The following is a 23141-nucleotide window of genomic DNA, read 5'->3' on the forward strand; positions in this document are numbered from 1 at the left end:
GGCGGTACAGCGGTCCGAGGCCGACAGCGCGTGCTCCGGAATGATCACGATGCGACCGGAGATCGCGACATTCAACGAACTCCCGGTCTCGGCGGGCGTGTTGATCGCGTGGACGGCGCCCGCTGCGTCATCATCGCGGCGAGATGCCGGACACCACTCAGCTGGATTCCCAGCTGGACACGAGACAGAGCGAAACCGCGCGGACGCAGGACGAACCACGCGGCTGCCTCTTCGCCCTTTCCCAGCCACCGCTCATGATCTTCCTAGCGGTGATCGGGTGTCTGCTGCTCATGGCTTCGTTGCACGATCTGCTGTTGCTGTGAGCCGTACCCGCGCTCCCCGGCGCCACCCGCCGGGGGCCGCGTCGCCGTCCGCGCATCCGCGGCCGCGGAAGTCCCGAGGCCGGCGTCAGCCCGCCGCCTCCTTGCGCCGGGCCCGGTACGCGGCCACGTGCAAGCGGTTTCCGCAGGTGCGGCTGTCGCAGTACCGCCGCGAGCGGTTCCGGGAGAGGTCGACGAAGGCGCGCCGGCAGTCCGGGGCCTCGCAGCGCCGCAGCCGCTCCTGCTCCCCGGCGACCACGAAGAACGCCAGCGCCATCCCGCAGTCCGCGGTCAGATGGTCCGCTACGGAGGCGCCGGGCGCGAAGTAGTGGATGTGCCAGTCGTAGCCGTCGTGGTCGGTCAGGCGCGGTGTGGTGCCGGCGGCCGCGACCAGGTCGTTGATCAGTCCGGCCGCCGTCCGCGCGTCGGGGGCGGCGAAGACCGCCGCGAACCGTGCGCGGATCCTGCGCACCGCCGTGAGGTCGACGTCCGAGAGCACGCCGACGTCGCTGATTTCGTGCGTTCCCACGAATTCCTGGAGGGACGCGACGTCCGGCAGTCCGTCCGGGGCCGACTCGTCCTCCGGCACGGTGTTCACCAGATCCACCACGGTGTCGAGCGCGCACCGGGTGTCGTGGGTGATCAGCACGTTTCGCTCCCTGGCCTGGGGGTCGGGCGGGCGCCCGCCGATGCTGGCCGATGGTAGTGGCTCGCGCGGCGGGCCAACCGGTCACGATCCGGTCCCGGCCGCCGATTGCCCCGAAGACTGCCCCTACAACGACGGCCGGTCCGCCTTCGTTCCCGGCGCCGCGCACGCGACGGCGCCGCCCCCGCGGTGGTCCGCGGCGGCGACGCCGGTGTGTGCCGTATGCGGTTGTCCGGGCCCGTGCCGTCACCCCGAGTCGACGGCGACGGGCGGCTTCACGCGGGGCCCCGCCCTAGCTTTCCGCCAGGATGTGCGAGAGCTCCTGATCGAGATCGAAGTGCCGGTGTTCCGTGCCGGGGGGCACGGCGGCGTCTGTGCGCTTCAGGAAGGACTCCAGGGCCCGCGCCGGGGCCTCGAGCAGTGCCTCGCCCTCCGGGGAGCTGAGAGCGATGCACACGACGCCCTGGCCGTGACTGCGCGACGGCCAGACGCGGACGTCGCCGGTCCCGGTGGGACGGTGGAGACCTTCGGCGAGGAGGTCGCGGGCGAACACCCACTCGACGGTCTCCTCGGCTCCGGTGTGGAAGGTGGCGTGCACGGCGTAGGGGTCGGCCGTGTCGTACCGCAGGCCTGCGGGGACAGGCAGGGAGGACTCGCTCGACACAACGAGGCGCAGGTGCAGCTCGCAGCTGACCGTGGTGTTCATAAGCGCCAGGGCCTTTCGCTCAGTGTGCGCTCGGGGATTCGCACGTCGGCGAAATCGACATGCCACCTACGGTGCCGTTGTAAACCCCTCTGAGTGTTTTGCGTGCGTTTACGTAACTCTTCCGGCCGAGAGATCGTTCGGGTCGTGCGCCCATTCCGGTGACAGGTTTCGCTCCGGTAGTGTTTGGCCGTATGAACACGGGGAGTGACAAGCCCGGCGAGGCTGTCGTGGCGGAAGACCGTACGGGGACGGACGAGGCCGGGGTGCAGCGCGCGCTCGGCTCGCGTGCGCCGGAATTCGTCAAGGCGCGCCGTGCGCTGCACCTGAGCTGGCAGGTCGGCGTCTTCATCGTCGGCCTCGCGGTCGTGGTGGCCGGCGTCGCCATGCTGGTGCTGCCCGGACCGGGCTGGGTCGTGATCTTCGGCGGCATGGCGATCTGGGCGACCGAGTTCGTCTGGGCCCAGCTGGTGCTGCGCTGGACCAAGCGCAAGGTCACCGAGGCGGCGCAGCGTGCCCTCGATCCGAAGGTGCGGCGCCGGAACATCATCCTGACCGCGACGGGTGTGGTGATCATCGCCGTGCTGGCCGGGGTCTACCTGTGGAAGTTCGGCCTCGAGATGCCCTGGAACATCAAGGACCAGTGATCGCCCGCGGGGGTGCGCCGTCGTGGCCCCCGCTGGTCACGGGCGCCTCTGACATGGGGTAATGTTCTTCCTGCGTCCGGGCGATTAGCTCAGTGGGAGAGCGCTTCGTTCACACCGAAGAGGTCACTGGTTCGAACCCAGTATCGCCCACCGGATCATCAGGCGGCCCCGTTCACGAAGGTGAGCGGGGCCGCCTTCGTGTGCCGTACCTACGGGCGCGTGGGCCGGTGAGCGGGTGCCCGCCTCAGGGGCCGTGCGTCCTGGTGCGGCGACGCGCGGAGGTGTGTCCCGCCCGGGCGGTACGGTCCCGGCCCCGGGCCTTCCGCTTCCGCCCGCCTTCATCCAACCGTGACCTTCCGCGCCGCCCGCCCCGGCGGGCCCGCGGGCGTTCGGCCCGTCGGCCGCACCGCGCCGACCTGGCTGTTCTCACGGCCGTCGGCCGGGAGGCCGCGAGCGGGCGCCGTCGCCGACGCGCGGCGGTGCCCGTGAATTCCTGTCCGAATCATTGACGCGCCCCCGGGCCCTCCGTACCTTGTGCCAGCAAGCGCTTACTTGAAACGATTCATGAGGCGGACGCGACGTCGCGAGGAGGCTCGTCATGCAGCAGAGCGGGAATGCGGAGCGGCAGGCCGGGAGGCGGACGATCCTCAAAGCGGCGGGAGCCTCGCTGGCCGTCGCGGGACTGGGCGCCACGGCCACCGCGTGCGGCGGCGGCAGCGGTTCGGGGGACGGAACGGTGACGATCCGTTACTCCTGGTGGGGTGCCGAGGACCGGGCCGAACGCATCAACAAGACCATCGCGCTCTTCGAGAAGAAGTATCCGAAGATCAAGGTCAAGACCGACTTCCAGCCGTACACCGACTTCTGGAAGAAGTTCAACACCCAGGCCTCCGGGGGCAATCCGCCGGACGTCTTCCAGAATGCCATCGGATTTCTGCGCAAATACGATGCCAAGAATGTGCTGCTCGACCTGAGCGGACAGGTCGAGGCGGGCAACCTCTCCATGGACGGATTCCGCGCGGGCCTGGAGAAGTTCGGCGAAATCGACGGCAAACTCCTCGGTGTGCCCGTCGGTTCCAACTCGATGGCCCTGGTCATCGACAAGCCCGTCTACACCCGGGCCGGTATCAAGCCCGAACAGGGCTGGACGTGGGACGACTTCGACGAGGCGATGACGAAGGTCCGCGACAGGACCGGACGGGCCGGCGACAGCGGCATGTACGGCGTCATGTACCTCTACGACCTGTACCTGCGTCAGAACGGCAAGGCCTTCTTCACCGAGGACGGACTCGGCTTCACCGAGGCCGACCTGACCACCTGGTGGACCAGGGCGGAGAAGGGCGTGAAGTCCGGACTGTTCGCCGACCCCAAGAAGGTCGCCCAGATCAAGCCCAAGTCGGCGCTCTCCGCCGAACTCGCCGGCAGCGAGTTCACGTGGGACAACTTCACCGTCCGCTACACCTCCGAGGGCAAGAGCGAGTACGGCCTCGCGCCGATCCCGACCACCGACGGCAAGCGGACCGGCCAGTACCTGGGCTCCCTGATGCTCAGCGCCTACAAGCGCACGCAGCACCCGAAGGAGGTCGCCCGGTTCATCGACTTCATGGTCCACGATCCCGAGGTCGCCAAGATCATGGGCTACGACCGCGGCGTCCCGACGACGCAGACCCAGTACGACGCCTACCGGCCGACCGACCCCGTCAACAAGGCCATCGCCGCCTACGAGGAGTCGCTCGTCGAGGCCGGCGTCCTGGAGCGGATCACCCCGCACCCGAACGGCGCCGACATCTGTGAGGCCGCGTTCCTGCGCATCGCCGAGGAGATGGCGCTCGGCTCGCGGTCCGTCGAGGAGGCCGTCAAGCAGTTCTTCACCGAGTCGAAGACGGCTCTCGCCGGCTGATGGGAAGCGCCGTGACACACGCCCCCGCGACGGAGGCCCGGACGGACACCGGGCCGCGCCACGGTCCGGAGAAGGCCCCTCGCCCCGCCGGGCCGAAGCAGCGGGGCCGCCGGGAGAACCTGGCCGGATACCTCTTCATGTCCCCGTGGATCGCCGGCTTCCTGCTGCTGACCGCCGGACCGATGGCCGCCTCGCTCTACTTCGCGTTCACCGACTACAACCTGTTCGACGCGCCCCGGTGGATCGGCCTGGACAACTTCTCCGAGATGTTCGGCGACCCGCGCTGGCGCCACTCGGTCAGGATCACGCTCTGGTACGTCGTCGTCGGCACGCCGATCAAGCTGATCGCGGCGCTCGGCGTCGCCCTGCTGCTGGCCCAGAAACGGCGCGGCCAGGCCTTCTACCGGGCCGCGTTCTACGCCCCGTCGCTGATCGGCGCGAGCGTGTCCGTCGCCATCGTGTGGAAGGCGATCTTCTCGGACGACGCGGTCGTCGACCGCACCCAGCAGCTCTTCGGGATCGACGCCGGCGGCTGGACCGGCGACCCGGAGCTGATCATCTACAGCCTGGTGGCGCTCACCGTCTGGCAGTTCGGCGCCCCGATGGTCATCTTCCTGGCCGGTCTGAAGCAGGTCCCGCGCGAGCTGTACGAGGCGGCCGACGTGGACGGCGCGGGGAAGCTGCGGCAGTTCTGGAACATCACCCTGCCGATGATTTCCCCGGTCCTCTTCTTCAACGTCCTGCTGGAGACCATCCACTCCTTCCAGATCTTCAGCTCGGCCTACATCGTCGGCGGCGGCGCCGGAGGCAACGCCTGCGGCCCGGCCGACGGCACGATGGTCTACACCTGCTACCTGTACGTCCAGGGCTTCGAGAACAGCCGCATGGGCCTGGCCTCCGCCATGGCGTGGATGCTGCTGGTCGCGGTCGCCCTGGTCACCGCGGTGCTGTTCTGGTCCCAGAAGCGCTGGGTGCACTACGAGGAGGGCGGCCGATGAGCGCGCAGGCCACCGACGTCACACCCGTCACCGACGCCCCACCGCCCCGGTCCACCAGGGCGGCCGTGCTCCGGCGCGGGCTGCCCGGGTCGCTCGCCTGGCACCTCGGCTCGCTGGCGATCCTCGCCGTGATCCTCTACCCGGTGCTCTGGGTGATCGGCGGCTCGTTCAAGGAGAGCGGCGACATCGTCGGCAGCCTGGACCTCTTCCCGGGCGACCCGATCACGGACAACTACACGAGTCTCGCCGACGGCATCGCGGACATCTCGATCTCCACGTTCTTCGTCAACTCGCTCTTCCTCGCCGTCGGCTCCGTGATCGGGATCGTGGTCTCCTGCTCGCTGACCGCCTACGCCTTCGCGAAGATCAGGTTCGCCGGCCGCAACCTGCTCTTCACCCTGATGATCGGCACGCTGCTGCTGCCGTACCACGTGCTGCTCATCCCGCAGTACGTGCTGTTCCGCAACCTGGACATGATCAACACGTACACCCCGCTCCTGCTGGGGAAGTACCTGGCCACCGAGGCGTTCTTCGTGTTCCTGATGGTGCAGTTCATGCGGAACCTGCCCAGAGAGCTGGACGAGGCCGCCCGGCTCGACGGCTGCGGGCACTTCCGCATCTACTGGTCGATCGTGCTTCCGCTGTGCCGGCCGGCGCTGATCACCAGTGCGATCTTCACCTTCATCAACTCCTGGAACGACTTCATGGGCCCGCTGATCTACCTCAACGAGCCCGGCAAGTACACGATCTCCCTCGGTCTGAAGATGTTCGTGGACCAGGAGGGCCTGGCGAACTACGGCGGCATGATCGCCATGTCGCTCGTCGCCCTGCTGCCCGTCCTCGCCTTCTTCCTGGCCTTCCAGCGCTATCTGATCGACGGCATGGCGACGTCCGGCCTGAAGGGCTGAGGTGGGGCTGCCATGACCGAAGCGCGTGCCAAGGCCCGTACCCGGCCGGGGGAGTCCCGGTTCGCCCAGGGCTTCGCCCTGTTCGCCGAATGCCTGCTCACCGGCGTGTGGATCGCGGTGGCCGCGCTGCCGCTGGTCACCTACCCCGCCGCCTTCGCGGCCGGCGCCCGGCACCTCGGGCGCCGGATGGCCCACGAGCGGGGCGGCTGGCGGGAGTTCGCCGCCGACTTCCGGGCGGCGGTGCGCCGCGGCTGGCTCGTCGGGGTCGCCGGGTGGGCCGCCCTCGCGGTGGTCTGGATCGACGTACGCGCCGTACGGGACGGCCTGCCCGGCGGACCGCTGGTCGGCGCCGTCGGCGTCCTCGCCCTCATCGGCGCGGCCGTCGCGGGACTGCGTGCGGCGGCGGACTGGCGGCCGGGTGCCTCGTGGCGGTCGCTGCTCGCCCGCGCGGGGCGGCGCACCGTGCTCGACCCGGCCGGTTCCTTCCTCCTCGTCGGCGGACTGGCCGTCGTGGTCTGCTCCGCCTGGTTCAGCGCTCCGCTGGCGGTCGCCGTCCTGGGCGCCGTCGCCGCGGCGGCCCTCGCGGTGGAGGAACGCCACCGCCGCCGCTGATCCCGGGGCGGTCACGTGCCGAAGCGGCCGCCCCTCCCCACCAGGGCCGGTGCTCGGGCGCCGCTCCTCGGGCTGTCATGCCCTTGACACCCTGCACACCCGCACGGAAAGGAAAGGCCATGTCCCCCATCCCCCGCAGGTCCCTCCTCAAGGCAGCCGCCGTCGCAGGCGCCGCCGCCCAGTTCAGCTGGGCGTTGGGCGCGAAGAGCGCGCAGGCCGCGCCCGCCGCCGCACCGGTCGCCGACGACGGCCCCGTCGCCCTGAGCTGGCTGGAGGACGGCGGCCTCGGCGCCGCCCCCGGCTCCACCGTCGGCGTCCCCTGGCCCAGGGGGACCTTCCGGGAGGACCAGGCGTTCGCCGTCACGGACGCGGACGGCAAGGCCGTACCCGTGCAGTCCTGGCCGCTCGCGTACTGGCCCGACGGCTCCCTCAAGTGGACCGCCCACGCCGTCGGTTCCGGAAACGGCGACCTCACCCTGACCGCCGGCACCCCCGCCGCCCCCGCCGAGAAGGTCACCGTCGACCGGCACGGCGGCACCATCGACATATCGACCGGCGTCATCACCGCGAGAATCGGGACGTCCGGCTCGACCCTGATCAAGTCGGTCACCCGCGGCTCCACCGAGATCGCCAGGAACGGCCGCCTGGTTCTGCTCCGCCAGCCCGAGATCGAGGACGGCGACCAGGGCACGGTGAAGTACGAACGCTTCGACGGCGCCGTCGACGAGGTGAAGGTCGAACAGGAGGGCCCCGTCCGCGCCGTCGTCCGCATCGACGGCACGCACCGCAAGGGCCGCCGCGGCCGGCTCCCCTTCTCCATCCGCCTCTACTTCTACGCGGGCGCCGACTCCTTCCGCATGGTGCACACCATCACGTTCGACGGGCAGCAGGAGCCGGGCAGGGCGAGCGGCGACTTCGTCCGCGGCCTCGGCGTCCGCTTCACCGTCCCGATGCGCGACGAGGCCTACGACCGCCACATCCGCGTCGGCGGCGAGGGCACCGGCCTGCTCCGCGAGGCGGTCAAGGGCATCACCGGACTGCGCCGCGACCCGGGGGCCGCGGTCCAGGCGGCCCAGTTCGCCGGCGAGAAGCTGCCCGACCCCGCCACGTGGGACCAGCGCGTCACCACCCGGCTGCAGTACATCCCGGAGTGGGGCGACTACACCCTCTCCCAGCTCTCCGCCGACGGCTTCACCCTGCGCAAGCGCACCAAGAAGGGCCACGGCTGGATCGGCGCCGGCGGCGGACGGCGCGCCTCCGGCTTCGGCTACGTCGGCGGTGCGAGCGGCGGCCTCTCCTTCGGCCTGCGCGACTTCTGGGAGAAGTACCCCGCCCAGCTCGACATCCGCGACGCCCAGACCGACGAGGCCGAGGTCACCCTCTGGCTCTGGTCGCCCGAGGCCCAGCCCATGGACCTGCGCTTCTACCACGACGGCATGGGCCAGGACACCTTCCCCGAACAGCTCGAAGGCCTCAACATCACCTACGAGGACTACGAACCCGGCTTCGGCACCCCCTACGGAATCGCCCGCACCTCGGAACTCCTCTTCTGGGCCAACGCCGCCACCCCGAGCGCCGAGAAGCTCGCCGAACAGGTCGAGGCGGTCCGCGTCCTGCCGCAACTGGCGGCCCCGCCGAAGCAGCTCATCAAGGCCAAGGTCTTCGGCCCCGGCCTCTACTCCGAGCCCGACCGCTCCACCCCCGCCAAGGCCAGGATCGAGGACCACCTCGACTTCCTCTTCACCTACTACAAGGACCAGGTGGAGCAGCGCCGCTGGTACGGCTTCTGGGACTACGGCGACATCATGCACACCTACGACGCCGCCCGGCACACCTGGCGGTACGACATCGGCGGCTACGCCTGGGACAACTCCGAACTCTCCCCGGACCTCTGGCTCTGGTACGCCTACCTGCGCTCCGGCCGCGCCGACATCTTCCGCTTCGCCGAGGCCATGACCCGGCACACCGGCGAGGTCGACGTCTACCACCTCGGCGAATGGGCCGGCCTGGGCACCCGCCACGGCGTCCAGCACTACGCCGACAGCGCCAAGCAGCAGCGCATCGCCAACACCACCTACCGGCGCTTCTACTACTTCCTCACCGCCGACGAACGCGTCGGCGACCTCATGCGCGCCAACGTCGACTCCGACGAGACCTTCCTCGCCCTCGACCCGCTCCGCAAGATCCGCACCGAGCCCTACACCCCCGACCGCAACGCCCTCTCGATCGGCTTCGGCACCGACTGGAGCGGCCTGGTCTCGGCCTGGCTCACCGAGTGGGAGCGCAAGGGCCCGCAGTGGGAGAAGGCCCGCGACCGCGTCCTGTCCACCATGGAGACGATCGCCGCCCAGCCCAACGGCTTCGTCCAGGGCAGCGGCCTGTACGACCTGGACACCGGGAAGTTCGCCGTCGCCGACACCCCGAAGGTCGAGGTCTCCCACCTGTCGGCCGTCTTCGGCCTGAACGAACTGTGCGCCGAACTGATCGACCTCGTCGACATGCCGGAGTTCGAGGAGGCGTACTACGACTACTGCCGCTACTTCAACGCGAGCAAGACCGAACAGGCCGAGCGCTACGGCTCCCACTTCGGCAGCCTCATCCTCTTCCAGGGCCACTCGCGCCTCGACGCCTACGCCGCCGTGCGGACCGGCGACGACAAGCTCGCCACGCGCGCGTGGCAGAAGTTCTACGACTCCGACGGCTACAAGGAGTCGGCGCCCTGGAAGACGGAGAAGCTGAGCGGTCCCGCCGCCCTGGTCCCGGGCAGCGAGGCGAACTGGGTCTCCACCAACGACACCGCGCTCTACGGCCTCGCCGCCATCGAGAACCTCGCACTCCTGGGGGACCGGATGCCGTAGCCGGCCCCTGACCGGCGCGGGCGCGGCACACTGCACGGGTGGACTGGAACCATTACCGCTTCCGCAGCCGGTGGGCCCTGCCGGCGCCCGCCCCCGACGTCTACCGGGCCCTGGAACGGATCGAGGACTACCCCCGCTGGTGGCCACAGGTGCGCGAGGTCACCCGGCGCGACGACACCAGCGGCGTCCTGCGGGTCCGCTCCCTCCTCCCGTACGACCTGACGACGGTGCTGCGGGAGGGGCGGCGGGACCCCGCCGCGGGGGTGCTGGAGGTCGCAATGAGCGGCGACATGGAGGGCTGGGCACGCTGGACCGTGGCTTCGCGCGGCTACGGCACCGTCGTCCGCTACGACCAGGAGGTCGTCGTCGGCAAGCCCCTGCTGCGCCGCCTCGCGGTGCCGGGAAGGCCCCTGTTCCGGGTCAACCACCGCCTCATGATGCGGGCCGGACGGCGGGGCCTCGCCGCCCACCTTTCAGGGGGCCGGCAAGCGGTTTGATGGAAACGCCGAGCGCACTGTATTGTTCAGTGCGTTCCCGGGCGATTAGCTCAGTGGGAGAGCGCTTCGTTCACACCGAAGAGGTCACTGGTTCGAACCCAGTATCGCCCACGCTCGCGAGAGCGACGTGTGTCCGCAGATTACGCGGACCACGTCGCTCTCTTCGTTTCTGCGCGGCTTCGCCGCGCGTTGTGGTGGCTCCGCCCCCCCCGCACCCCCGTCGCAGCGTCGTCCCGGGCCGGAGAGGAAAAGGTCACGCAGCCGCCGGCAGCTCCGGTCGCAGCGGCCAGGCCGGGTCCACCGCCTCCTCCGTGCCGTTGAGCGCGAACCACGCCTGCAGCCCGCGCGCCTGACCTGCGTGCCACACCGCCTGAAGGGTGTGCAGCTCGGCGGGGGACAGGCGCTCGAGCCGCGCCTGGAAACGGCGCCCCACAGCCCGTACGACCTCCAGTGCCGCCTGCGCGTCGGCCGCCGCGTCGTGCGCGCCCTGCAACTCCACGCCGTAGTGCGCGCACAGGTCGGTGAGGGTGCGGCGGCCCTTGCGGTAACGGTCCAGGTGCTTGTCCAGCACCCGTGGGTCCAGCACGTGCAGCGACGTCCGCTCCAGCCAGCGGCCGAGCGACGAGGCGCGGTGCCGGCGCAACTCCCGGTCCAGCAGGGTGAGGTCGAACGGCGCGTTCATCACCACCAGCGGCCGCCCGGCGCGGGCCTGTTCGGTCAGCGCCTCGGCTATCTCGTACATCACCGGCGCCGGCCACCGCCCGTGCCGCTCCACATGCTCCTGGGTCAGTCCGTGCACCGCCGTCGCCGCCTCGGGCACCGGCACACCCGGGTTCACCAGCCACCGGGTCACCCGCGGCCGCAGTCCCGGCGCGTCCTGGACGACGAGGGCCGCCGACACGATCCGGTCGGTCTCGGTGTCCACACCCGTGGTCTCCGTGTCGAAGGCGGCCAGCGGCCCCTCGAACCAGCTCGTCATAGGGCACTCAACTCCTCGTCCCGGCACGGCAGCTGACGCGCCGTCCCTTGTCCCGGTTCGGTGATACCCGGGCTGTTTGCGACGTACGCCGGAAGGACACAACAGGAGTACGGGTCTTTGCAGTTCACAGACCCGCAGCGGGGATTCACCAGTTCTGGAAGGCTGTTGGTCATGGCCATTGCGCAGCCCGAACGGGGCGGGCTGCTTCCGGAGCGCACTGCGCCCCCACGCGGCTCCCTCGCCACCACCGCCTGCATGGAGACCCTGCAGGTCGGCTACCTCCACGCCGTCGCCGCCGCCGCGGGCTGCTCGCTCTCCCAGCCCTTCCCGGACAACGGCATCGACTGGCACGTCAGCCACAGCGCTCCCGGGCACACCGTCGACGACGAGGTCACCATCAAGGTGCAGCTCAAGGCGACCTACCAGCTCCCGCCGGACCCTCCCGGCCGCTTCTTCTCCTTCACCCTGGACAACGACCACCTGGCCAAGCTCGCCCGCACCCCGGTGTCGGTGCACAAGATCCTGGTCGTGATGATCGTCCCCCGCTCCCGGGACCAGTGGCTGCGCGCCGGCCACGACCGGCTCGACCTCAGGCACTGCTGCTATTGGACCAACCTCGCCGGCCATCCGGTCACCGGACGGCGGCGCACCACCGTGCGGATACCGACCGCGCGGATCTTCGACGACCGAGCGCTGTGCGAGATCATGACGCGGGTCGGGACGGGAGGGAAACCATGACGCACCGCCCGGCCGGCGAACCCCCGCGGTCCGTCCAGCCCCTGCGTTCGGTACGGCCGCACCCGGCCGACACCCCCGACGACGTCACCCCGGACGGTCTCCCGTCCCAGCCCGGCATCGTCGACCCGACCGTGCTGACCGCCCTGCTCCACCGGCACGGCTGGCGGCGCCGCGGCGGCGCCCCGGGCCGCTACGGCCGCTGGACCCCGCCCGGCCCGGCCGCCGGCGCCACCAGCCTCCTGGTACCGGTCAGCCGCGCCTTCCCCGACAGCGACGACCTCCTCGCCGAGGCGCTGCACGCCCTGTCCCGCAGCGGCACGCCCTCCGCCCGCGAGATCCTTCTCTCCCTCGCCGTCCCCAGCGACGAGATCCGCTGGGAACGCGACATCCCGACCGGGCCCGCCGACACCGCCTCCTGGACCGCGGAGGAACAGCTGCGCTCCGCCGCCCGGCGGATGCTCCTCGCGGGCGCGCTCGCCACGCGCGCCCGTGCGGGCTACTACGGCGCCCGGCACCGGCACGCCGCGGACGCGGCCCTGGAGAACGTCCTGGTGGGACCCGCCCCCGGTGGCCGCCTGCTCACGGCCTTCCTCCCCGTCGACACCGGCCGCCCCCTCGCCGCACGCCTCCACCAGGCCCTGTACGCCGCGCGTGAGGCCGTCGACTACCGGCGGGCCACCGGTGGCACCGAGGCCTTCGACTCGGCCGTCGCGGCGGGAGTCAGCCACGAACTGACCGAGTCGCTCGTCGCCCTGGTCCGGGGCACCGAGGGCGCCCGGATAGCGGTCGGCTGGGCACCGGCCGCGGGCGTCCCCGAGGGCTGCGGCGCCCACGCCGAACCCGTCGAGTTCTCGCCCGGCGACCTGCCCGCCCTGCGCGAGGCCGCCGCCCGCTATCTGCGCGCGGAGCCCTCCGTCCCGGTGCGGATCACCGGCACCGTCGTCCGCATGCGCCGGCCCGGACCACGCGGGCCGGGCACCGTACGGCTGCGGGTGCTGGCCGGGGCCGAGGTGCCGCACGTGCGCGTCGCGCTCGACGAGGAGGCCTACCGGATCGCCGGGCACGCCCACCTCGTCGGGCTGCCGGTGCGGGTGCTCGGCCGGCTGGAGAGCCGGGGCGGGTTCCGCCGGCTCACCGGAGCCTGCGAGATCACGCCCGTACAGGTCGACGAGGCGGAGCGGGACCGGCTGCTCAAGGCCGTGCAGGAGCACGTGGAGGTCGCGGCCTTCCTCGAGGAGGCCTGCGGCGACGGAGGCGAGAGCCGGTACTGATTTCGCGGTGGGCGGGCCCGGGTCGGTACGATCGCCCTCATGCGTGCGCTCCGGTATGGCGCCGCAGCCCCGCCTTCAGTCAGGAGAGACCGGTGTCAGACGTCCGTGTGATCATCCAACGCGATTCGGAGCAGGAAGAACGCGTGGTGACGACGGGCACTACGGCCGCCGAGCTCTTCGCCGGCCAGCGCTCGATCATCGCGGCGCGGGTGGCCGGCGAGCTCAAGGACCTCGCCTACGAGGTCAAGGACGGCGAGACCGTCGAGGGCGTCGAGATCTCCTCCGAGGACGGCCTGAACATCCTGCGCCACTCCACCGCGCACGTCATGGCCCAGGCCGTGCAGGAGCTGTTCCCGGAGGCCAAGCTGGGCATCGGGCCGCCCGTCAAGGACGGCTTCTACTACGACTTCGACGTGGAGAAGCCCTTCCACCCCGATGACCTCAAGGCCATCGAGAAGAAGATGCAGGAGATCCAGAAGCGCGGTCAGCGCTTCTCCCGTCGCGTGGTCACCGACGACGCCGCCCGCGAAGAGCTCGCCGACGAGCCGTACAAGCTGGAGCTCATCGGCCTCAAGGGCTCCGCGTCCCACGACGACGGGGCGGACGTCGAGGTCGGTTCCGGCGAGCTGACGATCTACGACAACCTGGACGCCAAGACCGGCGAGCTGTGCTGGAAGGACCTCTGCCGAGGCCCCCACCTGCCCACCACCCGCAACATCCCGGCGTTCAAGCTCATGCGCAACGCCGCCGCCTACTGGCGCGGCAGCGAGAAGAACCCGATGCTCCAGCGCATCTACGGCACCGCCTGGCCCACCAAGGAGGAGCTGAAGGCGCACCTGGAGTTCCTCGCCGAGGCCGAGAAGCGCGACCACCGCAAGCTCGGCAGCGAGCTGGACCTGTTCTCCATCCCGGAGCAGATCGGTTCGGGACTGGCCGTCTTCCACCCCAAGGGCGGCATCGTCCGCCGGGTCATGGAGGACTACTCGCGGCGCCGCCACGAGGAGGAGGGCTACGAGTTCGTCTACACCCCGCACGCGACGAAGGGGAAGCTCTTCGAGACCTCGGGCCACCTGGACTGGTACGCCGACGGCATGTACCCGCCCATGCAGCTCGACGAGGGCGTGGACTACTACCTCAAGCCCATGAACTGCCCGATGCACAACCTGATCTTCGACGCGCGGGGACGGTCCTACCGTGAACTGCCCCTGCGCCTGTTCGAGTTCGGCACCGTGTACCGGTACGAGAAGTCGGGCGTCGTGCACGGCCTGACCCGGGCCCGGGGCTTCACCCAGGACGACGCGCACATCTACTGCACCCGCGAGCAGATGTCGGAGGAGCTGGACAAGACCCTCACCTTCGTCCTCAACCTGCTGCGCGACTACGGCCTCACCGACTTCTACCTGGAGCTGTCCACCAAGGACCCGGAGAAGTTCGTCGGCACCGACGAGGCCTGGGAAGAGGCCACCGAGACGCTGCGCCAGGTCGCCGAGAAGCAGAACCTGGAGCTGGTGGCCGACCCGGGCGGCGCCGCCTTCTACGGCCCGAAGATCTCCGTCCAGGCCAAGGACGCCATCGGCCGAACCTGGCAGATGTCGACCATCCAGCTCGACTTCAACCTGCCGGAGCGCTTCGACCTGGAATACACGGCCGCGGACGGCACCAAGACCCGCCCGGTCATGATCCACCGCGCGCTGTTCGGCTCCATCGAGCGGTTCTTCGCGGTGCTCCTGGAGCACTACGCGGGTGCCTTCCCGGCGTGGCTGGCGCCGGTGCAGGCGGTCGGTATCCCGATCGGCGACGCCCACGTCGAGTACCTGGAGAAGTTCGCCGCCGCCGCCAGGAGGAAGGGGCTGCGTGTCGAGGTCGACTCCTCCTCCGACCGGATGCAGAAGAAGATCCGCAACGCCCAGAAGCAGAAGGTGCCCTTCATGGTCATCGCGGGCGACGAGGACATGGCGAACGGCGCGGTCTCCTTCCGGTACCGCGACGGCTCCCAGGAGAACGGCATCCCCGTGGACGAGGCCATCGCGAAGATCGCGAAGGTCGTCGAGGAGCGGGTGCAGGTCTGACCGCCCGGTCCGCCGGCGTGCGACGGGCCCCCGGGGAGATCCCGGGGGCCTTTCCCGGCCGCCACGGGCGACGCCATATGCTGCACGCATGACGAGTGAGCCGGAGCAGCAGCTGGGAGTGGGGACGCCGGACGCTTTCCAGCGTCTGTGGACGCCCCACCGGATGGCCTACATCCAGGGCGAGAACAAGCCGAGCGGCCCCGGAGCCGACGACGGCTGCCCCTTCTGCTCGATCCCGGCCAAGTCCGACGAGGACGGTCTGATCATCCGGCGCGGCGAGCACGTGTACGCGGTGTTGAACCTCTACCCGTACAACGGCGGCCACCTGATGACCGTGCCCTACCGCCACGTCGCCGACTACACCGAGCTGAACGCCGTGGAGACCGCGGAGCTGGCCGAGCTGACCAAGCAGGCGATGACGGCCCTGCGCACCGCGTCGGGCGCCCACGGCTTCAACATCGGCATGAACCAGGGCACCGTGGCCGGCGCGGGCATCGCCGCCCACCTCCACCAGCACGTCGTCCCTCGCTGGGGCGGCGACACGAACTTCATGCCGGTGGTGGGCCACACGAAGGTGCTGCCGCAGCTCTTGGGGGACACCCGCAAGATGCTGGCGGAGGCCTGGCCGACGGCTTAGCGCTCGGCCGGGGGGCGGACCAACCAGCCCGTCCGGCGTTTGAGGACGAGGCCGTTCAGGCCGAAGCGGGGTCTGGGGGCGCAGCCCCCAGGGACGCCCGCTCCGAACCCCGGCCCAACCGCCGGAGGCCTACGCGTCGTAGACGTCCGCCTTCTTGGGCACCGCCTCCTGCACCGCCCCGCTCAGGCCGCCCGCGCGGGCACCGAACTTCTCCGTGTCCACGCCGTTCTCCTTCAGCACCTTGATCGCCGCCGAGTGCACCGCACGCAGCACCGGTGTGGCCGCGCGCAGCGCGTCGTCGGCCATGAAGCGGTGCCGCCACGGCCGGTCCGCCCAGGCGTGCCGCACGCCGAAGGGCTCCGGCAGCGTGAGCTTGCCGCCCAGCCAGTACAGCAGCGGGGGATACCAGGTCAGCGGGGCCCGCGCGGCCAGCCGTACCACCTCGTCGGTGTCGACCAGCGGCAGCTTGACCGTGCGGGTCTCCCAGAACTTGACCGACTTCTGGACCGTCTTCTCCTTGGCGGCGGGCTTGCTGGTGAACAGGGAGTGCACCGGCCCCAGGGCATGCCCGGTGACCTCGATGCGCAGCGTCTCGTGCAGCACCGTCACGGTGATCAGCATGGAGATGACCAGCTGGCCGTCCCACAGGGTCCACTGCACGCCCAGGTAGTGCCGGTCGCCCGCGCCGAACTGCTGCTTGTCGCAGATCTCCTGTATGGCGTGCTGCTTGACCTGGTACGCATCGACGTCCGTGCCCTCGGGCCGGGACACCGCGTCGGCGTTCTCACCGATCGGGGTCACGATCCAGTGGCGTACGGTCGGCTTGGGGAAGCCGCCGGTGTGCAGCGGGCCGCGCTCCAGCATGCGCAGCCGGTCGTGGATGGCCTTGATGACGTCCCAGCTGCGGAACGGGTTGATCTCCCGGTCCGGGTCGGCGGGGACCAGCTCCTCGGCGAGCTGCCAGTTGCCCCAGCGGGTGCCCATGCCGAGGATGCCCTTGGGCCCGGCGTAGAAGACGGAGTTGGACTGCTGCTCGGCGCTGAGCCGGGCCAGGGACTGCCGTAGTTCCTCGGCGGCCGTCTCGCCGGGGCTGCTCGGCACCGCCTCGGGGACTTTGGCGCCCACCCCGGCACCGGACAGGAGGCCGCTCCAGCGTTCCCGGAGGTCGCGCGCCGTGCGCTCGCAGATGCGCTTGGCCCAGAACCAGCCGATCACCGGGGCGACGACACAGGCGCGCGCGTACCAGGCCCAGAAGCCGCCGAAGGGCATCTTGAGCAGGAAGAGCACGGCGAGGACGGCCATCGCGAGCAGGACCGTGGTGGCGAGCGCGCCGGCCCGCTTGTCCTCGCGCCGGGCGACGGTGGTGCGGATCTGGAAGACCAGGAGCCAGACCAGCAGTCCGGGCAGGAACAGCAGTCCGCACAGCACCATGACGGCGCTCAGCCAGTTGTCCCGGTCCCTGCGTATGCGGTGCGCCGCGAGGCTGTGCTCCACGACCACCTGGGGCTGGGTGCCGAAGGACTGGATGAGCGGGGCCCGCTTGGGGCCCAGCATCCGGTCGATGATGGCGCGGGAGTAGGCCTCGCCGAGATTGGGCCGGAACAGCTTGATGCGTGGCTTGCTCACGGACGACTTGTGCCACTCGCTGTTGGCCTTGAGTATCTCCTCGGCCTCGCTGTCCCGGTAGGCGGCCGAGGCCAGCGCGAACGTGGCCGTCTGGCCGCCGTCGTCCGTGCGCGGCACCTGCGGTCCGAAGAAGTCCGCGTAACCGCCGTCAACGGTCATTCCCGCCCCCGATCGCCACCACTGTCGCTCCTGCGGCCTTCCCGACTTCCCTGCCCCGCACACCTGTTGATCTGGTCATCAGCGTATCCGCCGGCGGCGTCGTGCGTCACGGGACGGCCAAAGGAGCCCCCACACGCGCGGGTTGACCGCCGGGCGCGCGGTCGCGCGCCGGGGGGTCTCCGGAGCGGGGGAGCCCGGGCCTCCGGTGCGGGGGAGCCCGGGCCTCCGGTGCGGGGGAGCCCGGGCCTCCGGTGCGGCGGAACTCCACCGAGGGCCCGGGCTCCGCACCCGCCGGGGCGCCGCGCCGGAGGACCGGGTTCGCTAGGACGCCGCCCGCACCTCCTCGCGCAGCCGCTCCGCGACCTGGGCCGGCATCGGTTCGTGCCGGGCGTAGCGGCGGTCGAAGCGGGCGGTGCCGTGCGAGAGGGAGCGCAGGTCCACGGCGTAGCGGCCGATCTCGATCTCGGGCACCTCGGCCCTGATCAGGGTCCGGCCGCCGCTGGTCTGCTCGGTGCCGAGCACCCTGCCGCGCCGCCCGGACAGGTCGCTCATCACCGCGCCCACGTAGTCGTCGCCGACCAGCACGCTCACCTCGGCGACCGGCTCCAGCAGGTGGATCTTCGCATCGGCCGCGGCCTCCCGGAGCGCCAGCGCGCCCGCGGTCTGGAACGCGGCGTCGGAGGAGTCCACCGAGTGCGCCTTGCCGTCCAGCAGTGTGACCCGCACGTCGATCAGCGGGTGGCCCGCGGCGACGCCCTTGGCGGCCTGCGCGCGTACGCCCTTCTCGACGGACGGGATGAACTGCCGGGGCACGGCGCCGCCGACGACCTTGTCCACGAACTCGATGCCCGAGCCGCCCGGCAGCGGCTCCACCTCGATCTCGCAGACGGCGTACTGCCCGTGCCCGCCGGACTGCTTGACGTGCCGCCCGCGCCCGGCCGCCCGGCCGCCGAACGTCTCGCGCAGGGCGACCCGGTGGGGTACGACGTCGACCTGGACGCCGTAGCGGCTGCGCAGCCGTTCCAGCGCCACGTCGGCATGGGCCTCGCCCAGGCACCACAGGACCACCTGGTGGGTGTCCCGGTTGTGTTCCAGGCGCATCGTCGGGTCCTCGGCGACCAGCCGGGCCAGCCCCTGGGAGAGCTTGTCCTCGTCGGGTTTGCTGTGCGCCTGGATGGCGAGCGGCAGCAGCGGGTCCGGCATCTCCCAGGGCGCCATCAGCAGCGGGTCGTCCTTGTCCGAGAGCGTGTCCCCGGTCTCCGCGCGGGACAGCTTGGCCACGCAGGCGAGGTCGCCCGCGATCACGTGCGTGACCGGCCGCTGCTGCTTGCCGAACGGGGTCGACAGGGCACCGATCCGTTCGTCGACGTCGTGGTCCTCGTGCCCGCGGTCGGTCATCCCGTGTCCGGACACGTGCACCGTCTGGTCGGCGCGCAGGGTGCCGGAGAAGACGCGGACCATCGAGATCCGGCCGACGTACGGGTCCGAGGACGTCTTGACGACCTCCGCGACCAGCGACTCCCCGGGATCGCACATCCGCAGTTCACGCCCCGCGCCCTCGGGCGTCGTGACCCGGGGCGCCGCGCGTTCCAGGGGTGTCGGGAAGCCGCGTGTGATCAGTTCCAGGAGCTCGACCGTGCCCAGTCCCTGCCGGGCGCCGTCGGCGGCGGGTGCGGCGGCCAGCACGGGGAAGAACACTCCGCGTGCGACGGCGCGCTCCAAATCCTCGACGAGCGTCTTGACGTCGACCTGTTCGCCGCCGAGATAGCGCTCCATGAGCGTCTCGTCCTCGCTCTCCGAGATGATCCCCTCGATCAGGAGGGAACGGGCCTCGTCGAGCTGCGGCAGCTCCGCCTCACCCGGCTCCGACGCCACACGCTCGCCCGACGCGTAGTCGAAGAGCTTGCGCGACAGCAGGCCCACGAGCCCCGTCACGGGCGCGTGCCCGTCGGGGGCGGGCGGGCCGTGCAGCGGCAGGTACAGCGGCAGTACGGCGTCGGGGTCGTCGCCGCCGAAGGCCTCCGCGCAGGTCCGCGTCATCTCCTCGAAGTCCGCGCGGGCGGCCTCCAGGTGCGTGATCACGATGGCGCGCGGCATGCCGACGGCGGCGCACTCCTCCCAGACCATGCGGGTCGCGCCGTCCACGCCGTCGGAGGCCGAGACGACGAACAGGGCCGCGTCCGCCGCGCGCAGACCGGCCCTCAGCTCACCGACGAAGTCGGCGTACCCGGGAGTGTCCAGGAGGTTGATCTTGATGCCGTCCCATTCGACCGGCACCAGGGAGAGCTGCACGGAGCGCTGCCGGCGGTGCTCCATGTCGTCGTAGTCCGAGACGCAGCCGCCGTCCTCCACGCGGCCGGCCCGGTTCACCGCTCCCGTCGTCAGCGCGAGAGCTTCCACCAAAGTCGTCTTGCCCGATCCGGAGTGGCCGACCAGCACCACGTTCCGTACGGACGCGGGGTGGTCGGCCGCCGTTGCCCTTCCGGCGGCTCCGGGATGGGTGTGTGCCTTGTCGCCCATGTCCTTGCCTCCCGTGCACGGTGAGGTCACTGTGGGCGCGGACACGCGGGACCGCGTGCACTGGCGGCTCCGGCGACGCCCGCGGTCCTTCGAGCTTTCCACTCCCGTCACGCCCCGTCCATACGAAGGGCCCGATCCCGGAGCCGGCCGGCTGCTCACCGGCGGCTCCGGGCGCCCGGCCACCGCCCACGCGCGCGCGTGACTACGATGGGCCAGCCGGCGGCCAGCAGGGGCCGCGGCGCCACACCGACCGTCGGGAAGGCCAGAAGGCCATGCTGAACAAGTACGCGCGTGCATTTTTCACGCGTGTCCTCACACCGTTCGCCGCGTTTCTCATCCGCCGGGGCGTCAGCCCGGACACGGTCACGCTGATCGGCACCGCCGGTGTGGTCGCGGGTGCGCTGGTCTTCTACCCCAGGGGCGAGTTCTTCTGGGGCACGGTGGTGATCACGCTCTTCGTCTTCTCCGACCTCGTCGACGGCAACATGGCCCGCCAGCTGGGCCGCTCCAGCCGCTGGGGCGCCTTCCTGGACTCCACCCTCGACCGGGTCGCCGACGGCGCGATCTTCGGCGGCCTCGCCCTCTGGTACGCGGGGTCGGGTGACGACAACGTGCTCTGCGCGGTGTCGATCTTCTGCCTGGCCAGCGGCCAGGTGGTGTCGTACACCAAGGCGCGCGGCGAGGCGATCGGCCTGCCGGTGGCCGTCAACGGACTGGTCGAGCGCGCCGAGCGCCTCGTCGTCTCGCTGGTCGCCGCCGGATTCGCCGGGCTGCACAAGTTCGGTGTGCCCGGCATCCAGTACCTGCTGCCGATCGCCCTGTGGATCGTCGCCGTCGGCAGCCTCGTCACGCTGGTCCAGCGCGTCGTCACGGTGCGCCGGGAGGCCGCCGAGGCGGACGCCGCCGCGCAGGAGAGCCAGGGCACCGAGGCGGCCAAGTGAGCGCTCGGGACCGGCTGACCGACGGTCTGTACGGCGCCGGCTGGAGCACCGTGAAGAAGCTCCCCGAGCCCGCCGCCGTGCGCCTCGGACGCACCATCGGCGACCTCGCCTGGAAACAGCGCGGCACGGGAGTGCGCCGTCTGGAGAGCAACTACGCGCGCGTGGTGCCCGGCGCGAGCCCCGAGCGGCTCGCCGCGCTCTCGCGCGCGGGCATGCGCTCGTACCTGCGCTACTGGATGGAGTCCTTCCGGCTTCCCGCGTGGAGCACCGAGCGGATCAAGGGCGGCTTCGCGCCCAAGGACCTGCACCACCTCACCGACGGCATGGCCGCCGGCAAGGGCGTGATACTCGCCCTGCCCCACCTGGCCAACTGGGACCTGGCGGGCGCCTGGGTCACCACGAAGCTCGGCATCCCGTTCACCACCGTCGCCGAGCGCCTCAAGCCGGAGACGCTGTACGACCGCTTCGTCGCCTACCGCGAGGGTCTCGGCATGGAGGTCCTGCCGCACAGCGGCGGCAGCGCCTTCGGCACGCTGGCCCGGCGGCTGCGCGACGGCGGCCTGGTCTGCCTCGTCGCCGACCGCGACCTGTCCGCCTCCGGCGTGGAGGTCGACTTCTTCGGCGAGACGGCCCGGATGCCCGCCGGCCCCGCCCTGCTCGCCCAGCAGACGGGCGCGCTGCTGCTGCCGGTGACGCTCTGGTACGACGACTCACCCGTGATGCGGGGCCGGGTGCACCCGCCGGTCGAGGTGCCCGGGTCAGGCACCCGGGCCGAAAAGACGTCTGTCATGACACAGGCGCTGGCCGACGCCTTCGCCACGGGGATCGCCGACCACCCGGAGGACTGGCACATGTTGCAGCGTTTGTGGCTCAAGGATCTCGACCCGGCCAAGGCGCCCGGGGCCCGCGAGCGGGGCGACCGGTGAGGATCGGCATCGTCTGCCCGTACTCCTGGGACGTGCCGGGCGGCGTCCAGTTCCACATCCGGGACCTCGCCGAGTACTTCATCCGGCTCGGCCACGAGGTGTCCGTCCTCGCCCCGGCCGACGACGACACGCCGCTGCCCCCGTACGTCGTCTCCGCGGGCCGCGCGGTGCCGGTGCCGTACAACGGCTCGGTGGCCCGGCTGAACTTCGGGTTCCTGTCGGCGGCGCGGGTGCGGCGCTGGCTGCACGAGGGCGCCTTCGACGTCATCCACATCCACGAGCCGACCTCGCCCTCGCTGGGCCTGCTGACCTGCTGGGCGGCGCAGGGCCCGATCGTGGCCACCTTCCACACCTCCAACCCGCGCTCCCGCGCGATGATCGCCGCGTACGCGATCCTCCAGGCCGCCCTGGAGAAGATCAGCGCGCGGATCGCCGTGAGCGAGTACGCCCGGCGCACGCTCGTCGAGCACCTGGGCGGCGACGCGGTCGTCATCCCCAACGGCGTCGACGTCGACTTCTTCGCCGACGCCGAGCCCAGGCCCGAGTGGCAGGGCGACACCATCGGCTTCATAGGGCGCATCGACGAGCCCCGCAAGGGTCTGCCCGTGCTCATGCGGGCGCTGCCCGCGATTCTCGCCGCCCGCCCGCAGACCCGGCTCCTGGTCGCGGGCCGCGGGGACGAGGAGGAGGCCGTCGAGAGCCTGCCGAAGGAACTGCGCTCCCGCGTGGAGTTCCTCGGCATGATCAGCGACGAGGACAAGGCCCGCTTCCTGCGCAGCGTCGACCTGTACGTGGCACCCAACACCGGCGGCGAGAGCTTCGGCATCATCCTCGTCGAGGCCATGTCGGCCGGCGCCCCCGTCCTCGCCTCCGACCTGGACGCCTTTGCCCAGGTCCTCGATCAGGGCGCGGCCGGCGAGCTCTTCCCCAACGAGGACGCCGACGCCCTGGCCGAGGCGGCCGTACGCCTGCTGGGCGACCCGGAGCGGCGTGCCGCCCTGCGGGAGCGGGGCAGCGCCCACGTACGGCGCTTCGACTGGTCCACCGTCGGCGCGGACATCCTGTCCGTCTACGAGACGGTCACCGCGGGAGCGGCGGCGGTGGCGACGGACGACCGGGCGACGGGTCTGCGGGCCCGCTTCGGCCTGGCGAGGGACTGAACCGCCGGGGCCGTCCCGCCCACGGA

General features: G+C 71.2%; 20 protein-coding genes and 2 tRNA genes. 17 read left to right on the forward strand and 5 right to left on the reverse strand.

The window, feature by feature from the left end:
• Nucleotides 1-143: 143 nt before the first annotated feature.
• Nucleotides 144-323, forward strand: coding sequence for a hypothetical protein (locus tag NI25_RS31615; RefSeq protein WP_061445723.1), 180 nt, complete (start codon nt 144-146; stop codon nt 321-323).
• A gap of 85 nt (nt 324-408) precedes the next feature.
• Here the strand turns inward: NI25_RS31615 and NI25_RS31620 are convergent, their stop codons facing one another.
• Nucleotides 409-969 (reverse strand): CGNR zinc finger domain-containing protein, encoded by a 561-nt coding sequence (locus NI25_RS31620; protein ID WP_061445724.1) that lies wholly within the window; start codon nt 967-969, stop codon nt 409-411.
• Nucleotides 970-1258: 289 nt separating this feature from the next.
• Nucleotides 1259-1672, reverse strand: a complete 414-nt coding sequence (locus NI25_RS31625) for an SsgA family sporulation/cell division regulator (RefSeq protein ID WP_004002642.1) — start codon at nt 1670-1672, stop codon at nt 1259-1261.
• 191 nt (nt 1673-1863) lie between these two features.
• Here NI25_RS31625 and NI25_RS31630 point away from each other — a divergent pair, with 191 nt between their 5' ends.
• The 9 genes from NI25_RS31630 (at nt 1864) to NI25_RS31670 (ending at nt 10200) form a co-directional block, all read left to right on the forward strand.
• Entirely contained in the window at nt 1864-2316 is a 453-nt protein-coding gene (locus tag NI25_RS31630) for a TIGR02611 family protein (protein ID WP_061445725.1), read from the forward strand.
• Between the two features lie 78 nt (nt 2317-2394).
• Nucleotides 2395-2466 (forward strand) — tRNA-Val (locus NI25_RS31635).
• Nucleotides 2467-2914: 448 nt separating this feature from the next.
• Nucleotides 2915-4216, forward strand: coding sequence for an ABC transporter substrate-binding protein (locus tag NI25_RS31640; RefSeq protein ID WP_061445726.1), 1302 nt, complete (start codon nt 2915-2917; stop codon nt 4214-4216).
• Nucleotides 4216-5214, forward strand: coding sequence for a carbohydrate ABC transporter permease (locus tag NI25_RS31645; protein WP_061445727.1), 999 nt, complete (start codon nt 4216-4218; stop codon nt 5212-5214). The genes NI25_RS31640 and NI25_RS31645 overlap by 1 nt, the downstream gene beginning before the upstream one ends.
• Nucleotides 5211-6122 (forward strand): carbohydrate ABC transporter permease, encoded by a 912-nt coding sequence (locus NI25_RS31650; protein WP_061445728.1) that lies wholly within the window; start codon nt 5211-5213, stop codon nt 6120-6122. Before NI25_RS31645 ends, NI25_RS31650 begins: the two co-directional genes overlap by 4 nt.
• Nucleotides 6123-6134: 12 nt before the next feature.
• Entirely contained in the window at nt 6135-6734 is a 600-nt protein-coding gene (locus NI25_RS31655) for a hypothetical protein (RefSeq protein ID WP_061445729.1), read from the forward strand.
• Nucleotides 6735-6853: 119 nt separating this feature from the next.
• Nucleotides 6854-9592, forward strand: coding sequence for a hypothetical protein (locus NI25_RS31660; protein WP_061445730.1), 2739 nt, complete (start codon nt 6854-6856; stop codon nt 9590-9592).
• A gap of 38 nt (nt 9593-9630) precedes the next feature.
• Entirely contained in the window at nt 9631-10089 is a 459-nt protein-coding gene (locus tag NI25_RS31665) for an SRPBCC family protein (protein ID WP_061445731.1), read from the forward strand.
• A 39-nt stretch (nt 10090-10128) separates the two neighbouring features.
• Nucleotides 10129-10200, forward strand: a tRNA-Val gene (locus NI25_RS31670).
• A 142-nt stretch (nt 10201-10342) separates the two neighbouring features.
• Here the strand turns inward: NI25_RS31670 and NI25_RS31675 are convergent.
• On the reverse strand, nt 10343-11068 hold the full coding sequence (locus NI25_RS31675; RefSeq protein WP_061445732.1) for a 3'-5' exonuclease: 726 nt from the start codon (nt 11066-11068) through the stop codon (nt 10343-10345).
• A gap of 171 nt (nt 11069-11239) precedes the next feature.
• Here NI25_RS31675 and NI25_RS31680 point away from each other — a divergent pair, with 171 nt between their 5' ends.
• The 4 genes from NI25_RS31680 (at nt 11240) to NI25_RS31695 (ending at nt 15783) form a co-directional block, all read left to right on the forward strand.
• A complete protein-coding gene (locus tag NI25_RS31680) occupies nt 11240-11806 on the forward strand; it encodes a DUF4365 domain-containing protein (RefSeq protein WP_061445733.1) in 567 nt (188 codons plus the stop codon).
• Entirely contained in the window at nt 11803-13077 is a 1275-nt protein-coding gene (locus NI25_RS31685; RefSeq protein ID WP_061445734.1) for a hypothetical protein, read from the forward strand. Before NI25_RS31680 ends, NI25_RS31685 begins: the two co-directional genes overlap by 4 nt.
• Nucleotides 13078-13169: 92 nt before the next feature.
• Nucleotides 13170-15146 (forward strand): threonine--tRNA ligase, encoded by a 1977-nt coding sequence (gene thrS / locus NI25_RS31690; RefSeq protein WP_061445735.1) that lies wholly within the window; start codon nt 13170-13172, stop codon nt 15144-15146.
• An 88-nt stretch (nt 15147-15234) separates the two neighbouring features.
• A complete protein-coding gene (locus NI25_RS31695; protein ID WP_061445736.1) occupies nt 15235-15783 on the forward strand; it encodes an HIT family protein in 549 nt (182 codons plus the stop codon).
• A 129-nt stretch (nt 15784-15912) separates the two neighbouring features.
• On the opposite strand, the gene NI25_RS31700 is transcribed toward NI25_RS31695, so the two are convergent.
• Both NI25_RS31700 and NI25_RS31705 read right to left on the reverse strand, forming a co-directional pair.
• Entirely contained in the window at nt 15913-17568 is a 1656-nt protein-coding gene (locus NI25_RS31700; protein ID WP_061445737.1) for a hypothetical protein, read from the reverse strand.
• 321 nt (nt 17569-17889) lie between these two features.
• On the reverse strand, nt 17890-20088 hold the full coding sequence (locus tag NI25_RS31705; protein ID WP_061445738.1) for an elongation factor G-like protein EF-G2: 2199 nt from the start codon (nt 20086-20088) through the stop codon (nt 17890-17892).
• 272 nt (nt 20089-20360) lie between these two features.
• Here NI25_RS31705 and pgsA point away from each other — a divergent pair, with 272 nt between their 5' ends.
• Genes pgsA through NI25_RS31720 form a run of 3 tightly spaced genes read left to right on the forward strand, consistent with a single transcriptional unit; the run spans nt 20361 to nt 23115 of the window.
• Nucleotides 20361-21029 (forward strand): phosphatidylinositol phosphate synthase, encoded by a 669-nt coding sequence (pgsA, locus tag NI25_RS31710; RefSeq protein WP_061445739.1) that lies wholly within the window; start codon nt 20361-20363, stop codon nt 21027-21029.
• Nucleotides 21026-21955 carry a phosphatidylinositol mannoside acyltransferase gene (locus NI25_RS31715; protein ID WP_061445740.1) on the forward strand — a complete coding sequence of 310 codons (930 nt, stop codon included), beginning with the start codon at nt 21026-21028 and terminating at the stop codon, nt 21953-21955. The genes pgsA and NI25_RS31715 overlap by 4 nt, the downstream gene beginning before the upstream one ends.
• Nucleotides 21952-23115: a glycosyltransferase family 4 protein gene (locus NI25_RS31720; RefSeq protein ID WP_061445741.1), complete on the forward strand. Its 1164-nt coding sequence runs from the start codon at nt 21952-21954 to the stop codon at nt 23113-23115. Before NI25_RS31715 ends, NI25_RS31720 begins: the two co-directional genes overlap by 4 nt.
• Nucleotides 23116-23141: the final 26 nt, after the last annotated feature.

The sequence above is a fragment of the Streptomyces sp. CCM_MD2014 genome (assembly GCF_000772045.1).
Classification (GTDB): Bacteria; Actinomycetota; Actinomycetes; order Streptomycetales; family Streptomycetaceae; genus Streptomyces; species Streptomyces salinarius.

Coding starts and splice junctions, on each gene's coding strand:
- NI25_RS31680 (WP_061445733.1), top strand. CDS start 11,240: ATGGCCATTGCGCAGCCCGAACGGGGCGGGCTGCTTCCGGAGCGCACT.
- pgsA (WP_061445739.1), top strand. CDS start 20,361: ATGCTGAACAAGTACGCGCGTGCATTTTTCACGCGTGTCCTCACACCG.
- NI25_RS31645 (WP_061445727.1), top strand. CDS start 4,216: ATGGGAAGCGCCGTGACACACGCCCCCGCGACGGAGGCCCGGACGGAC.
- NI25_RS31675 (WP_061445732.1), bottom strand. CDS start 11,068: ATGACGAGCTGGTTCGAGGGGCCGCTGGCCGCCTTCGACACGGAGACC.
- NI25_RS31630 (WP_061445725.1), top strand. CDS start 1,864: ATGAACACGGGGAGTGACAAGCCCGGCGAGGCTGTCGTGGCGGAAGAC.
- NI25_RS31625 (WP_004002642.1), bottom strand. CDS start 1,672: ATGAACACCACGGTCAGCTGCGAGCTGCACCTGCGCCTCGTTGTGTCG.
- NI25_RS31615 (WP_061445723.1), top strand. CDS start 144: ATGCCGGACACCACTCAGCTGGATTCCCAGCTGGACACGAGACAGAGC.
- NI25_RS31655 (WP_061445729.1), top strand. CDS start 6,135: ATGACCGAAGCGCGTGCCAAGGCCCGTACCCGGCCGGGGGAGTCCCGG.
- NI25_RS31705 (WP_061445738.1), bottom strand. CDS start 20,088: ATGGGCGACAAGGCACACACCCATCCCGGAGCCGCCGGAAGGGCAACG.
- NI25_RS31695 (WP_061445736.1), top strand. CDS start 15,235: ATGACGAGTGAGCCGGAGCAGCAGCTGGGAGTGGGGACGCCGGACGCT.
- NI25_RS31700 (WP_061445737.1), bottom strand. CDS start 17,568: ATGACCGTTGACGGCGGTTACGCGGACTTCTTCGGACCGCAGGTGCCG.
- NI25_RS31660 (WP_061445730.1), top strand. CDS start 6,854: ATGTCCCCCATCCCCCGCAGGTCCCTCCTCAAGGCAGCCGCCGTCGCA.
- NI25_RS31685 (WP_061445734.1), top strand. CDS start 11,803: ATGACGCACCGCCCGGCCGGCGAACCCCCGCGGTCCGTCCAGCCCCTG.
- NI25_RS31640 (WP_061445726.1), top strand. CDS start 2,915: ATGCAGCAGAGCGGGAATGCGGAGCGGCAGGCCGGGAGGCGGACGATC.
- NI25_RS31650 (WP_061445728.1), top strand. CDS start 5,211: ATGAGCGCGCAGGCCACCGACGTCACACCCGTCACCGACGCCCCACCG.